Genomic DNA, 12,467 nt, shown 5'->3' with positions numbered 1-12,467 from the left:
GCGGACAGGATCACTTGACCCTGGAGGTGCTGACGTACTTCTTTGTTTCGGGATGTTGACATTGTTCGAAAATCCGGCTCGGCGTGCCGATCTCCAGGATCTCACCGTCCTTAAAGAAGGCGACGCGATCGGAAACCTCTTTCGCAAAGCCCATCTCATGCGTGACGACGATCATCGTCATGCCCTCGGCCGCCAGCATGCGCATGGTATCGAGCACTTCGCCGGCCAGAATCGGGTCGAGGGCTGAGGTCACCTCGTCGAACAGCATATAGTCCGGCCCCATCGCCAGTGCTCTGGCGATCGCCAGTCGCTGCTGCTGACCGCCGGACATGCTGTTCGGGTAGCGGTCAAGCGTCCCGCTCAGCCCGACATGGGCGAGGTGCTTTTTCGCGATCTCGATCGCTTCATCCTTCGGCTTCCTGAGGACCTTGCGGAGCGCCAGCGTGATGTTCTGGAGAACCGTGAGGTGGGGAAAGGAATTCCATTGCTGAAAGACGATGCCGATCCGCCGGCGCAATTTGTTGAGGTCGGTGGAAGATGCATGGACCTCGACGCCATCGATACGGATCGCGCCGCTGTTGATACCCTCCAGGCCGTTGATGCACATCAGAAGCGTCGATTTTCCTGAACCCGAGCCGCCGATCAGCGATACAACCTCGCCCTTCTTTACCGTAAGCGAGACGTTCTTGAGCACCTCAAAGGTTCCGAACGACTTTCTGACTGAGTCGATTTCAATCATTTCGTACCCATCTTTGTTGAACGCGGCCGCCGGCCCAGGCAATCGGCAAGCTCAGAAGGTAATAAAGCACGCCGACGATCGTCAGGATTATGATCGGTTCCTGGATGCGCGTGATGATGATCTGTCCGGATCGCATCAGTTCGATCACGCCGATCGAGTAGACGAGCGCCGTATCCTTCATCACGCCGAGCACCAGGCCGATCCATGCCGGAAAGACGAGCCGTGTCGCCAGCGGGAATACGATGTAAGTGACGTCCTGCCAGAACGTCAGCCCGAGTGAGCGGCTCGCCCGTCTGAGGTTGGCAGGAACTTCTCGGTAGCCGCCGGCGACGATTTCGCTTTGATAGGCTGCCGTGTAGAGGATGAGCACGGCGCAGGAAACCATGAAGGGGTTCATTCCGAGCCGGAATGCCGCCTGGGCGGAGTTGGCGAGGATCAGCTGGATGATCAGCGGAACCGACTTGAGAGCGTCGGTAACAAAGACAACAGGCAGAGCAATGACCGGGCCGGAAATGCCGCGGATCAGCCCGAGGACCGTGCCGATCAGGGTTCCCCCGATCACCGCGATGATGGTCAGGAGCAAAGTGACGCCGGCGCCCCACAACAGGGATACGGTTCCATTCCAGCCGACTGCCGAGAAAAAATCCATCCGCTGCGCCCCTAATACCTGAACAGACGCCATGCGACGAGCTTGGACAAAAGGTTCAACGCCTTGATGATCAGGTAGTAAATCACCGCAGCGATCGTAAAAATCTCAAATGTGCGAAAGGTACGGGCGTTGATGTTCTGCGTAAGCGCCGTAACATCCGTGTTGAGGCCGACAAACATGCCGAGCGAAGACATCAGCACGGACCAGGAGAGCTGGTTCATCAGCGGGCTGAACACGTACCGCATGACCTGTGGTAGCGTGACCGAGAGAAAGGTCTGGAAGGCTCCTAATCCCAGTGAGCGGGCAGCACGGATCTGCGTGGCGGGCACCGCGTTGACGCCAGCAATCATCACGTCGCGAAGGTAGCCGGCATTGTTGAAGGTGATGCCAAGAATGACGGCCACCAGCGAGTCTATTCTGATCCCGAGAGAACCCAGTCCGAAGTAAAGGAAGTAGACCTGAAGAAGCGCAGGCGTGTTGCGCGCGATGCTGACCCACGCGTCCGAGAGAATATGAAGGCCGGCCGGCTTTGCCGTCTTCAGGTAGGCAAGCACAAAAGACAATACGAGGCCGAGCAGTATGGAAATGACGGCAATCTCAAGCGTCACCAGTACCCCGGGAAGGATTTCCGGGAGCCTTCTGAATGCTTGCATCCATTGGAAACGATAATACACGATAAAATTCCTGTCGGCGGACGAGCTCAAACGCGACCAGGGCGGCCGCTCTCGCGGGCACTATCCTTGTGAGACAACGCCCGCGATCGAACGGCCGGTAACGTCCGGATCAATAATAAACCTTGTCGAGCGTCAGGCGCGGTGGCGTGACGTCTTTTCCGATCCACTGTTTGAACAGTTCCTCGTAGCGCCCGGTTCTGACCTGCTGATGGACGAAGAGGTCCAGATATCGCAGCACCCCGTATTCCTCGCGCAGCGCGGCGATCGAGACGAAGTCCGGTGCCCAGGGCGCATCCGCGGGCACTTTCATCGCGCCGAACTTGCCATCCTTGACGGTCGACGCCGCCACCGTATTGGTGACAACGGTCGCGTCGATCTGGCCCTGCTGAAGCGCCAGGAAGACGTCATTCTGGTTCTGATAGGCCCGGAAGCTTCCGCCCTTGTTCCAGGCCTTGATGTCCGCCTCGAGCTTGACGGCTTCAAAAACACCGGAGACGGCGCCGACCTTCAGGCCGGCGAGATCGTCGTAGCCCTTAACAGCGCTGTCAGCGCGGGTGACGATGGCAAAGGTGAAGGAAAAATAGGGAATTGAGAGACCGATCGTCTTGGCGCGCTCGAGGGTGTCGGAGGTCGACGCCACTGCAACGTCGGCCCGGTTGGTGACGATCGCGGGGATACGGTCAGGGAAGGGGACGTCGATCACTTCCGGCTTTACGCCGAGCGCTTTTGCGAGATCCTTGCAGGTATCGACGTCGAAACCGGCCGGGTCACCCTTGGCATCCCGGAAACCCATCGGCGGGAAATCCAGCGTCACGGCACATCGCAGCGTGCCCGACGAGATGATGTCGTCAAGCTGGTCGGCGTTGGCCGAAATCGGCAAAGCCACGACGGCGAGTGCCGTCAACCCTACTATACCCAGTTTCATCATTTGGTTCCCCTATGTTTGGTTCCCGATCTTTGCCGTCGCAAACAAATTGCATGGCAGTACCAAGTCGTCGTCAGGCAGTCGGGAGACTTCCACCCAACCAACTGAGATATAATGACTATTTGCACTTTCGGCAGATGGCTTTTTGTTGCCAATCTGCAAGAATATTGCCATGATGCCCGGGCAATGAAATCGCTGAATTTCGATGAATTAATGCGGGGTTTGCATGGATTTCCGCCGCCGCCTTGTTCCGGACCTGGTGTTCCTGAGAAGTTTCGACAGTGCCGCGCGGCATGAGAACTTCACCTTGGCCGCCCAGGAACTGAACCTCACTCAAAGCACGATAAGCCGTCATATCCTGGAGCTTGAGCAACAGCTCGGGGTCTCGCTGTTCACACGCATCAGGCGACAAGTTCTGCTGACCGACATTGGTCGCAAGTTTCATAAGGATATCGAAAAACTGCTGGCCGACAGCGACGCGATCATGGCCCGGACGATCAGTTCAAGCAGCTATCAGCAGACCTTGCGGATCGCAGCTCCGACCGCGTTCATGAGCCGCTGGCTCATTCCACGGCTCTCATCCTTCACACAGAAATGGCAAAACTTGCATCTCGACCTTTTCACGTTCGACCGGCCATTCGAGCTCGAGGAACAGGCTTGCGACATCGCATTCCATCTCGGGAAAAATGTCTGGCCAAACGGACATTGCCGTTATCTGTGCAAGGAGATTTTACTACCGGTCTGCGCACCAGGTCTGGTGCGGAACAGGGATGTTCAAAAGGCTTCCGGGCTCCTGGACCTTCCGCTCATCCAAAACAGCACCCGGCCGCTCCTGTGGCAGGGGTGGTTCGAAATGACCGGGCTTCCGCTAGACTTGTCGCTGACGGGGAGCCGTGTAGACAGTTTTTCAGCCATTATATCAGCGGCATGCAACGGCTTAGGGGTGGCGCTCCTGCCCACCTATCTTATTGAGCAGGAGCTTAAGGACAAGGTTCTCGTTCCAGCGATCAATCTGTCGATGATCAACCAGGACCGCTACTATCTCGTGACGTCAGAGAAAAAGGCGGACAAGGACGTGATCGAGGAGTTCTGTCAGTGGACCTTTGCTTCGGTCAAGAACCGTGATCGCTTCGACAGCGTGTAGCATCGGGCAGCCTGCGGCTTCTTTACCCCTGCAATGTCACATGGAGAAGAAGGACGTCGGCGTCAGAAACCGGTTCTCCATCCTGCTGATATACTGGGTGCAGACCTTGAGATAGTCCTGCCAGACCACCTCCTTGGCGAGCTCCGCCCGCCGGCGATTGCGGTCTTCCATGGAATCATAGGCCCAGATGTTGATCAACTGGCTCAATTCCCCGCTTTCGGTCTGGAAGTAGCCGAGGAGGTTCCCTTGGATCTTGCGCTGCAACTGGAACGGCTCACCGCCGTAGAGCTTCGTGAAGTCGCCCATCTTGCCGGGAATGATCGTATAAGTGCGATGCTCGATAAGCATGAAGTAACCTCCTAGTAGACGGCGCGGCCGCCAGAGATGTCGAAGATGAAGCCGGTGGTGAAGGAGCAGTCTTCCGAAGCGATCCAGGAGACGAGAGCCGCAACCTCATCCACCGAGCCGAGCCGCGCCATCGGCATCTTTGCCAGAAGCGACTGGATATGTTCCTCGGGTTCGTGTCGCACCATCTCGGAATCGATCACCCCCGGTGCGACGGCATTGACAAGGATCCCCGTCCTCGCGAGCTCCTTGCCCATGCTCTTGGTCAGTCCGATGACGCCGGCCTTTGCCGCGCTGTAGGCACAGGCGTTGGGGTTACCGTCCTTGCCCGCCATCGAGGCGAAGTTCACGATACGCCCGTAGCCCCCCTGGCGCATGTACGGAAGAACGGCGCGGCCGCAGTAGAACGCGCCGTAAAGGTTGATCTTCACGACGTCGTCGAAATCCTTGTCGCTATAGTCCTCGATCGGCCCAACCGAGCCGGCGATACCGGCGCAGTTGATCAGGATGTCGATGCCACCGAGCGCGTCGGACGTCGCTTTCGCGGCGTCGGCCACCTGAGCCGAGTCCGTTACGTTGACCGCAAAACCATACTCGCCAGCGCCCGCATCCGGCTTTTTGAGATCCCAGAGCGAGAGGATGGCGCCGGAGCGTCGAAACCGCTCGGCGATCGCGCTTCCAATGCTTCCGCTTGCACCCGTGACGATCGCCTTCTTACCCTTCAGGTCAATGCTGTTCATAGTATCTCCATGTTTCAAAGAGCGGCGGTCGCGATCATCTCGACGCGATACTCGTCGGTGTAGAGCTTTGCCTGGCAGGTTGCTCTGCCCGGTCCATTGTTCGGCGCAACCCATTCATCCCAGACGGCATTCATTTCGTCATAATCGGCCATGTCCTGCAGCCACACAGTCACCTGGAGAAGCTTCGACCGGTCCGAACCATGTTCCTTCAGGATGCCTTCGATCTGATCCAGCACCGCCAGCGTCTGCTCGCCGGTCGACTTGCCCGGAGCAGCGACCTGTCCGGCGAGATAGATCGTACCGTTGTGAATGCTGGCCTGGCACATTCGTTTGCCGATGCCACTGCGTTGAACCATTGCTTCGTCTCCTTTATCGATGTGTGTGCATGCTGGGACCACTTGGCCAAGGAGTGCTCAGTCGACCGGCGCACCCTTTTCCAAGGGGTAGAGAGGATCATCCCGCCTGTTTGCCAGCGCCTCAAAGGCGGATATCGGTTGAGGCTTGAATGGCAGGCGGGGTGCGAAAAGCGAGAATTCCGTAATCGGAGCCCCTGTGCGCTCATGGACCATTTGGGCCACATTGTGCGAACAGAACCGCCCCTGGCAGGGGCCCATTCCCGCGCGTGTGAGACGCTTGACGGCCCCGATCGTCTGGACGCCGCTTCTGCATGCCTGTTCAAGGTCGCCGAGACTGACACTCTCGCACCGGCATATCAGAGTTTGGTCGCCCGCCAGCTTCGTCCCGAGCGCTGGAGCATGATAGGCGCGCCATAGACGTTCCTGAAACCGGGTTGCACGGACGTATTTTGTCCGTTCGGCCCGCAGCTCGGATTCTGCGTGGCCAACTTGCCCTGTCGCCCCTCGCGCCGCGGCAATACCGGCAATGGCGCCGCTGGCCATCGCCGCCCTCGCACCGCCAAGACCTGCGCAATCGCCGACGATCCAGACATCCGAAAGCGATGACCGGAAGCTGTCGTCGCGCACGGGTACGAGAACAGATCTGTCGTGATCGAAGGTATGCTCGCAACCGAGAGCACGCGCGATCTCGTTGGATGGATTGAACCCGTAGCCTGCACACAGGATATCCGTCGAGACAACCTTCACATCGGCGTGCGGCTTTCCGTTCTCATCGATTTTTGCCAGATGGACCCGCTCGACCCGATCGTTGCCTTCGGCAGCAACAACCGCCTGGCCAAAATGAATCGGCACGCCTTTCGCCGTCAGTAACGAGAGATATCGCAGGCCATCAACCGCGAGGTCCGGCGCGTATCGAGCGAGTGCGGCGACGTCGAAAACGCTGCGGGGCGAAATCGGATGCCCTGCTTCCGCAACGCCTACGACCCTGGCGCCGGCCTTGACCAGTTCATAGGCGACCTGAAGGTTGAGCGGTCCGTTGCCGGTGACGAAGAACCGCTTGCCGGGAACGATCTGAGACGATCGCAAAAGAGTTTGGACGGCACCCGTCGTCATCGAGCCGGGCAAGGTCCAGCCGGAAATCGGGATGCTGCGCTCGTAAGCACCGGTAGCGATGATCAGTCGCTTGTATGTGATGATCGTCGTTTTGCTGGCGGAGCTCACGGCGACGCGATTGCCTGAGAATGTCCCCCATAGCGTTGTTCCCAGCATGACGCCGGGACCGAGCGCCATTAGCCGGGCGATCTTTTCGCGACCGCTGCGGAACTGTCGATCGAGGTTGGCCACATTGATCGTGAAGGGCTCGGCGGGCTGCTTGAAATATTGACCGCCGAGCTGGTGCCGTTCGTCGATGAGAAGCGTGTCCACGCCTGCCACTGCAAGCGCCGTCGCCGCAGCAATACCGGCAGGCCCTCCACCAACGACAAGCGTATCAACCGATCGCTCGTCGCTTTCAAAACGGGCCTGACCGACGACAGGTTGCCGCCCCTGGCGACTTCGACCCACAACCATCCCATCGGCAACCTTGGTCATGCAGGCCCGCGCCTTGCCGACCCCCTCGACATCGACAATGCAGTCCTGGCAGACGCCCATTCCGCAATAAACGCCCCTTGGAGTGCCCTTGGGCTCCTTACGAAGGGTGACAATCTCTTCTGCGCTCATCGCGGCGGCGATCGTATCGCCCTCGAAAGCCTTGATGCTCCTGTCCTCGAAGGTGAATGAAATCATCCTGCGTTGATCGGAGATGCCTGGGAGGTTCGTCCTCATCGACCCACCCCCTGGTTTGCGAATCTGGCGGGAGACAACGCGCCCAAATCAAGGTTCATGGGCTTGCCGAGAACCTGCTGTGACGCCGCCCAGCCTGTGAATGGCCCACCGGTGAAACCCATGTAGGGGAAGTTGGCGACGTAGAAGCCGGGCTCGCCCGGTACTTCGCCTATGATCGGTTGCATGTCTGCGGTGATGTTGACGTAGCCCGTCCAGGAGCGAACCGCCCGCAACTCCCCGACCCGCGGGACGATGCGCAAACACGTCTCCATATTGCCGCAAAGCGATTCGATGCGGGTCCGAGACCAGTTCTGCGCGCCAAGGGGTTCCGCTTCCCAGCCACCGCCAATAATCACAGCGCCACGGACGGTCTGCTTCAGTGTCAGGCCGCCACCGCCGTAAAAGAGGATGTGGTCCAGGAAATGCTCCGTCGGCTCCGTCACCGTCGCCTGATATGGGATACCCCAGATCGGCAGTTCGAAGCCCAGCATCCCGTTGATACGATTGGCGCCCGCACCCGTGCAATTGACGACGATATCGGAGACCACGGTCCGCTTGTCGGTTACAATGCGGTAGCCGGCGGGGTCGCGATCAATAGCCTGGACAGGCTCGAAGAGATGGATTTCGGCTCCCAGTGCCTTGGCCTTCTCGGAAAAGAGCGATGCCGAAAGGAGCGAGTTTGCACTGCCTTCGAGGGGGCACAGTGCGCCACCCTTCGCCTGATCCGTCAGATATGGTGCAAGCACCCGCAATCGGTCGCGATCAACAAAATCGACCACCAGGCCCTGTGAGCGCTCGTAGTCTATCTTTCGCTTCAGCAACTCGACTTGCCGATCCGTATCGGCGACGACGAGACCACCTTTGATGTGGATTTCGAGCCGCTCGTGAAACTCTGCATCGAGCGCCGCCCAGAATTTGGCGGCCTCGATCAATATGCGGGTCGATGGAACAGCGGTACTGATATCGACGCCATCGTCTTCAAAGAGACTGGCGTCGATGATTTGCGCGTGCAGACTTCCGGCATTGGCGCCTGAAGCCTGCGTATTGATGTCGTACTGTTCGAATACTGTCACCCTGGCGCCCTCACGGGCCAGAAAATATGCCAGGGCACAACCCGTCAGCCCTCCACCGATAATCGCAACGTCGCGCTTCATACGCTTCACCGGCCAGGTTTCAGGCCGCCCGAACCCGACCCTCCCCGGTGCCAGCTGCGCTGACAGACTGCTTCTGCTCGCCGAGCCCCTCGATATGGAGACGCATCGTGTCCCCATCCTTCAGGAAACGCGGCGGCTTCTGACCCATGCCGACGCCCGGAGGGGTGCCGGTGGTGATGATATCGCCGGGCTCGAGGAGCATGAAATTCGAGCAGTAGGAGACGATCTGGGCCACGGAGAAGATCATCGTCTTCGTGCTGCCGGACTGTACCTTCTGGCCGTTGAGCTCCAGAAACATGGAGAGATTGTGGGGGTCGGCGATTTCATCGGTGGTGACGATCCAGGGTCCGACAGGGCCGAACGTCGGAGCGCTCTTTCCCTTGACCCACTGGCCGCCGCGCTCGAGCTGGTAAGCTCGCTCCGAGACATCGTTGCAGATAGCATAGCCGAGGACGTGATCGATCGCGTCGCTCTCCTCGATATAGCTGCCGCCCTTGCCGATGATGATCGCGAGCTCCAACTCCCAATCGCACTTCTCAGCCCCGCGCGGAATATAGACCGTATCGTTGGGGCCGCTGAGGCAGCTCGACGCCTTCGAGAAGATGATCGGTTCGGCCGGGATCGGCGAGCCGGTTTCCTCGGCATGGTCTGCATAGTTGAGACCAATGGCGATGAAATGGCCTGTGCGGGACAGCGGCGCCGCGATGCGCGTCGACGCAGGCACCTTCGGGAAAGCATCAAGATTGATTGAGCGGAGCTTTCGAAGCAATTCTCCGCTCAATGTTTCGGGCGAGAAGTCGTCAACAATAGACGACACATCTCGAAAACTTCCATCTGTAGCTACAACGCCTGGACGTTCGCGGCCTTTTTCACCGAAGCGAACTAACTTCATCTTAAATTTCCCATTTCAACGATAGTTGTTGTGGGACTAGAGAAGCATAGCGGCACTTACCAGGTCAAACCGGTTTCGTCCCAGTTAATACGCGTTTTCTCGATCAAATCATCCGGTTTTGCGATCCGGGTTTCTGGTTCGAGAAGCCAGTAGATGTTGCGCGCACGATGCCGTCGCTCGTGTGACGGCATCGTCAGGCTATCGCTTTCAGCCTCTCGGAAGCTGAACTGTAAAACTGGCCAAACCGGTTTTCGAGGAACTCCGGCAAGGCGATTTCTTCCTGATGCACGAAGCCGCGCTGCGGAAGCCTGCCCGAGGCAAGCATATCGAGCACTGCGCAAATGCCCGCCGCCGTCGTGATCTGGATAGCGCTCATGGTCCGCCCGGCAACGGTGGCTGCGTAAACCTTGTTGGCGTAGGTCTCCTGCAAGTATCTGCCATCCTTCCATCCGCAGACGGTGACGAAGATGACGATCACGTCCTGCATCGTGGCTGGCAACGCGTTCTCGAACACGTCTTTGAGCAGGTCGCGGCGGTTCTTGAGATTGAGATCGTTCAACAGTGCCTTGATGATCGCCAAATGGCCAGGATAGCGTACCGTTCGATAGTTCATCGTGCGCACCTTGCCTTCGAGCGATTTGGCCAAGGTGCCGAGACCGCCAGAGGTGTTGAACGCCTCATAGGTGATGCCGTCCAGTGCGAATTCCTCGCGCTCCTCGAGTGCGGGCACCTTGACGAATTTCCCTTCGACGATCGCGTCGCAGGGTTCGATATATTCATTGATCAGCCCATCGGTACTCCACGTCAGATTGTAGCTGAGGGCGTTCGAAGGAAACTGCGGAAGCGCACCGACGCGCATCCTTACGCTGTCCAGCTTGTCGAACCGGCCGGCGAGGTCATTGGCTACGATCGAAATAAAGCCTGGAGCGAGACCGCACTGGGGGATCATGGCGCAATTCGAATCTTTCGCCAGGCTCCGTACATGCTCTGTCGTGGCGACATCTTCGGTCAGGTCCAGGTAATGAACTCCAGCATCCGCTGCAGCTTCAGCGATGCTCCCGGTCAGATAGAACGGCGCGGCGGAGAGCACTGCAAAGTGGCCACGAAGTGCGTCCCGCAGTGTTGAATTGTCGGTTATATCGACGCGCACTGTTTCGATCGCGCTGGAATTTTCGATCGCCGCAAGGTGTGCCTCGCTCCGGTCGAGGACTGATACCGCATAATCGCCCGTCTCCGCGAGCATCGATGCGATAGCAGACCCGATTTTGCCTGCACCGACGACTGCAACTTTAATCATGTGTAGTCCCTCTCATCCGTGTTTCGAAGGACAGGATGGTTGACTCCCTGGCAGATATGCAGGGATAAAATGCTCAAAACGACTATAAAATTTTTATAAATTGACGGGCGAGTTGCGCAGAATGCCGATTTCCGACAAGGACCGCGAACTATTGGCGATTCTCCGAGAGAATTGTCGCTTGCCCATCGCCTCTATCGCGAAGCGGCTCCGGATCTCCCGCACGACGGCCCAGACGCGGCTCGAAAAGCTGGAGCGGGAAGGAATCATTACCGGCTACGGTGTTCGCCTCTCGGATCAATATCTCTCCACCCTCGTTCGTGCCCACATTCTGATAACGATCGCGCCGAAAGCGCTGGAATCCGTCACCCAAGGATTGAAAGACATTCAGCAGGTGCAGTCCGTTTTCTCCGTCAACGGAACTTTTGATTTGATCGCCATCGTCCAGGCTCCCGATGTTAGCGAACTAGACACTGTGATCGACAAGATTGGCGCTCTGAAAGGCGTTGAAAGAACGCTTACATCGATCATCCTGTCGACACGGGTGGCGCGCTGAGAGAACAACATCGTTGTTTGCTCAAAATCTGAAAGCGCGAGCGCCGGGGACCGAAGTTGCCGTGCCGGCCCTTTGGTCTGGGCAGAGAGAATAGACATTCAGGGAATCGAACGTTCCGACGTGGGCGACAGGTCTCATTTCCCGCGTCCGAATGGTGAGAATTCCAGAAAAGGCCACAATGAAGGCTTCGGCAGTCCAAGAAAACATCTCTGCTGAGAATGGTTGATCGTAAAGTGATCTTTCCGCGGACGGTGTGTGTGTTTACACGGTCTTGTCGTTATGAAGCTGTGCAAGGAGAAAAAATGAGCGTCCATGGCAATCAGAAAAGAATAACGGCGCCGGAAATCCGCGTTCGCAAGGGAGCCGAACCGATTGTTGCGCTGACGGCCTATAGCGCACTGACAGCACGCTATGTCGATCCGCATGCCGATATAATCCTCGTCGGCGACAGCCTCGCCATGGCGGAGCATGGAATGAATTCGACCATTGGCGTAACGCTCGACATGATGATTCTTCATGGAAAAAGTGTCATGCGCGGTTCAAACCGGGCGCTTGTCGTCGTCGACCTTCCTTTCGGATATTATGAAGCCAGTCCGGAAAAAGCCTTCGAGACTGCGTCGCGCGTCCTCCAGGAAACCGGCTGCTCGGCGGTTAAGCTCGAGGGCGGAGCGCACATGGCGGAGACCATCGGCTTCCTGACCGCGCGGGGAATTCCGGTCATGGGTCATGTCGGCCTGACACCGCAGTCGGCAATGACCCTTGGCGGGTTTAAGGTTCAGGGGCGTAAGGAGAGTGACTGGCCAAAGATCGAAGCGGATGCTGCGGCGGTGGCGGATGCCGGCGCGTTTGCGGTCGTTTTGGAAGGAACCGTGGAGCCATTGGCCGAAAGGATTACTGGCTCGATCTCCGTGCCGACGATCGGGATCGGCGCTTCGCCCAAATGCGATGGGCAGGTTCTCGTCCTCGAAGATATGCTGGGGCTGTCCGAACGGGTCCCGCGCTTTGTTCGCCGGTTTGGCGAACTCGGCAAAGCGGCCGATGCGGCGATCGGTTCGTACGCCGCGGCTGTTCGCGATCGAAGCTTTCCAGGTGAAGAAGAAGTCTATCGCTGAATCTATGAGGTGAAAGCGAAAGCTTGACTGGGGATCGTGCCACAAGCCTGAAACAGACTGGCT

General features: G+C 58.2%; 14 protein-coding genes. 3 read left to right on the top strand and 11 right to left on the bottom strand.

Annotation, left to right across the window (positions count from 1 at the left end; translation table 11 throughout):
* Positions 1-10: 10 nt before the first annotated feature.
* The 4 genes from CFBP4996_RS28080 to CFBP4996_RS28065 form a co-directional block, all read right to left on the bottom strand.
* Complete coding sequence (locus CFBP4996_RS28080) at positions 11-739, bottom strand: amino acid ABC transporter ATP-binding protein (protein ID WP_080855205.1); 729 nt, start codon at positions 737-739, stop codon at positions 11-13.
* Entirely contained in the window at positions 732-1,388 is a 657-nt protein-coding gene (locus CFBP4996_RS28075) for an amino acid ABC transporter permease (protein WP_080855204.1), read from the bottom strand. The genes CFBP4996_RS28080 and CFBP4996_RS28075 overlap by 8 nt, the downstream gene beginning before the upstream one ends.
* Before the next feature lie 11 nt (positions 1,389-1,399).
* Entirely contained in the window at positions 1,400-2,065 is a 666-nt protein-coding gene (locus CFBP4996_RS28070; RefSeq protein WP_162936170.1) for an amino acid ABC transporter permease, read from the bottom strand.
* Positions 2,066-2,171: 106 nt separating this feature from the next.
* Positions 2,172-2,987, bottom strand: coding sequence for a transporter substrate-binding domain-containing protein (locus CFBP4996_RS28065; RefSeq protein WP_080855409.1), 816 nt, complete (start codon positions 2,985-2,987; stop codon positions 2,172-2,174).
* Positions 2,988-3,213: 226 nt separating this feature from the next.
* On the opposite strand from CFBP4996_RS28065, the gene CFBP4996_RS28060 reads away from it, so the two are divergent.
* Positions 3,214-4,131 (top strand): LysR substrate-binding domain-containing protein, encoded by a 918-nt coding sequence (locus tag CFBP4996_RS28060; RefSeq protein ID WP_080855203.1) that lies wholly within the window; start codon positions 3,214-3,216, stop codon positions 4,129-4,131.
* A gap of 36 nt (positions 4,132-4,167) precedes the next feature.
* Here the strand turns inward: CFBP4996_RS28060 and CFBP4996_RS28055 are convergent, their stop codons facing one another.
* From CFBP4996_RS28055 to CFBP4996_RS28025, 7 genes are all read right to left on the bottom strand, one after another.
* Positions 4,168-4,479 (bottom strand): NIPSNAP family protein, encoded by a 312-nt coding sequence (locus CFBP4996_RS28055; RefSeq protein WP_080855202.1) that lies wholly within the window; start codon positions 4,477-4,479, stop codon positions 4,168-4,170.
* A gap of 11 nt (positions 4,480-4,490) precedes the next feature.
* Positions 4,491-5,216 (bottom strand): SDR family NAD(P)-dependent oxidoreductase, encoded by a 726-nt coding sequence (locus tag CFBP4996_RS28050; RefSeq protein WP_080855201.1) that lies wholly within the window; start codon positions 5,214-5,216, stop codon positions 4,491-4,493.
* Positions 5,217-5,230: 14 nt separating this feature from the next.
* Positions 5,231-5,572 carry a RidA family protein gene (locus CFBP4996_RS28045; RefSeq protein ID WP_080855200.1) on the bottom strand — a complete coding sequence of 114 codons (342 nt, stop codon included), beginning with the start codon at positions 5,570-5,572 and terminating at the stop codon, positions 5,231-5,233.
* Between the two features lie 57 nt (positions 5,573-5,629).
* Positions 5,630-7,396, bottom strand: a complete 1,767-nt coding sequence (locus CFBP4996_RS28040) for an FAD-dependent oxidoreductase (RefSeq protein WP_080855199.1) — start codon at positions 7,394-7,396, stop codon at positions 5,630-5,632.
* Positions 7,393-8,550 carry an NAD(P)/FAD-dependent oxidoreductase gene (locus CFBP4996_RS28035; protein WP_162936154.1) on the bottom strand — a complete coding sequence of 386 codons (1,158 nt, stop codon included), beginning with the start codon at positions 8,548-8,550 and terminating at the stop codon, positions 7,393-7,395. The genes CFBP4996_RS28040 and CFBP4996_RS28035 overlap by 4 nt, the downstream gene beginning before the upstream one ends.
* A gap of 19 nt (positions 8,551-8,569) precedes the next feature.
* Positions 8,570-9,442, bottom strand: coding sequence for a fumarylacetoacetate hydrolase family protein (locus CFBP4996_RS28030; RefSeq protein WP_080855197.1), 873 nt, complete (start codon positions 9,440-9,442; stop codon positions 8,570-8,572).
* A 193-nt stretch (positions 9,443-9,635) separates the two neighbouring features.
* Positions 9,636-10,739 carry a saccharopine dehydrogenase family protein gene (locus CFBP4996_RS28025; protein ID WP_080855196.1) on the bottom strand — a complete coding sequence of 368 codons (1,104 nt, stop codon included), beginning with the start codon at positions 10,737-10,739 and terminating at the stop codon, positions 9,636-9,638.
* Positions 10,740-10,860: 121 nt separating this feature from the next.
* Here CFBP4996_RS28025 and CFBP4996_RS28020 point away from each other — a divergent pair, with 121 nt between their 5' ends.
* Both CFBP4996_RS28020 and panB read left to right on the top strand, forming a co-directional pair.
* A complete protein-coding gene (locus tag CFBP4996_RS28020; RefSeq protein ID WP_080855195.1) occupies positions 10,861-11,292 on the top strand; it encodes an Lrp/AsnC family transcriptional regulator in 432 nt (143 codons plus the stop codon).
* Between the two features lie 302 nt (positions 11,293-11,594).
* On the top strand, positions 11,595-12,404 hold the full coding sequence (panB, locus tag CFBP4996_RS28015; RefSeq protein WP_080855194.1) for a 3-methyl-2-oxobutanoate hydroxymethyltransferase: 810 nt from the start codon (positions 11,595-11,597) through the stop codon (positions 12,402-12,404).
* Positions 12,405-12,467 lie beyond the last annotated feature (63 nt).

This window comes from Agrobacterium leguminum (assembly GCF_005144435.2).
In the GTDB taxonomy this organism is placed as follows: Bacteria; Pseudomonadota; Alphaproteobacteria; order Rhizobiales; family Rhizobiaceae; genus Agrobacterium; species Agrobacterium leguminum.
This window is presented reverse-complemented; position numbering and strand designations above follow the sequence as displayed.

Coding starts and splice junctions, on each gene's coding strand:
- CFBP4996_RS28055 (WP_080855202.1), bottom strand. CDS start 4,479: ATGCTTATCGAGCATCGCACTTATACGATCATTCCCGGCAAGATGGGC.
- CFBP4996_RS28020 (WP_080855195.1), top strand. CDS start 10,861: ATGCCGATTTCCGACAAGGACCGCGAACTATTGGCGATTCTCCGAGAG.
- CFBP4996_RS28060 (WP_080855203.1), top strand. CDS start 3,214: ATGGATTTCCGCCGCCGCCTTGTTCCGGACCTGGTGTTCCTGAGAAGT.
- CFBP4996_RS28080 (WP_080855205.1), bottom strand. CDS start 739: ATGATTGAAATCGACTCAGTCAGAAAGTCGTTCGGAACCTTTGAGGTG.
- CFBP4996_RS28065 (WP_080855409.1), bottom strand. CDS start 2,987: ATGAAACTGGGTATAGTAGGGTTGACGGCACTCGCCGTCGTGGCTTTG.
- panB (WP_080855194.1), top strand. CDS start 11,595: ATGAGCGTCCATGGCAATCAGAAAAGAATAACGGCGCCGGAAATCCGC.
- CFBP4996_RS28035 (WP_162936154.1), bottom strand. CDS start 8,550: ATGAAGCGCGACGTTGCGATTATCGGTGGAGGGCTGACGGGTTGTGCC.
- CFBP4996_RS28030 (WP_080855197.1), bottom strand. CDS start 9,442: ATGAAGTTAGTTCGCTTCGGTGAAAAAGGCCGCGAACGTCCAGGCGTT.
- CFBP4996_RS28075 (WP_080855204.1), bottom strand. CDS start 1,388: ATGGATTTTTTCTCGGCAGTCGGCTGGAATGGAACCGTATCCCTGTTG.
- CFBP4996_RS28025 (WP_080855196.1), bottom strand. CDS start 10,739: ATGATTAAAGTTGCAGTCGTCGGTGCAGGCAAAATCGGGTCTGCTATC.
- CFBP4996_RS28045 (WP_080855200.1), bottom strand. CDS start 5,572: ATGGTTCAACGCAGTGGCATCGGCAAACGAATGTGCCAGGCCAGCATT.
- CFBP4996_RS28040 (WP_080855199.1), bottom strand. CDS start 7,396: ATGAGGACGAACCTCCCAGGCATCTCCGATCAACGCAGGATGATTTCA.
- CFBP4996_RS28050 (WP_080855201.1), bottom strand. CDS start 5,216: ATGAACAGCATTGACCTGAAGGGTAAGAAGGCGATCGTCACGGGTGCA.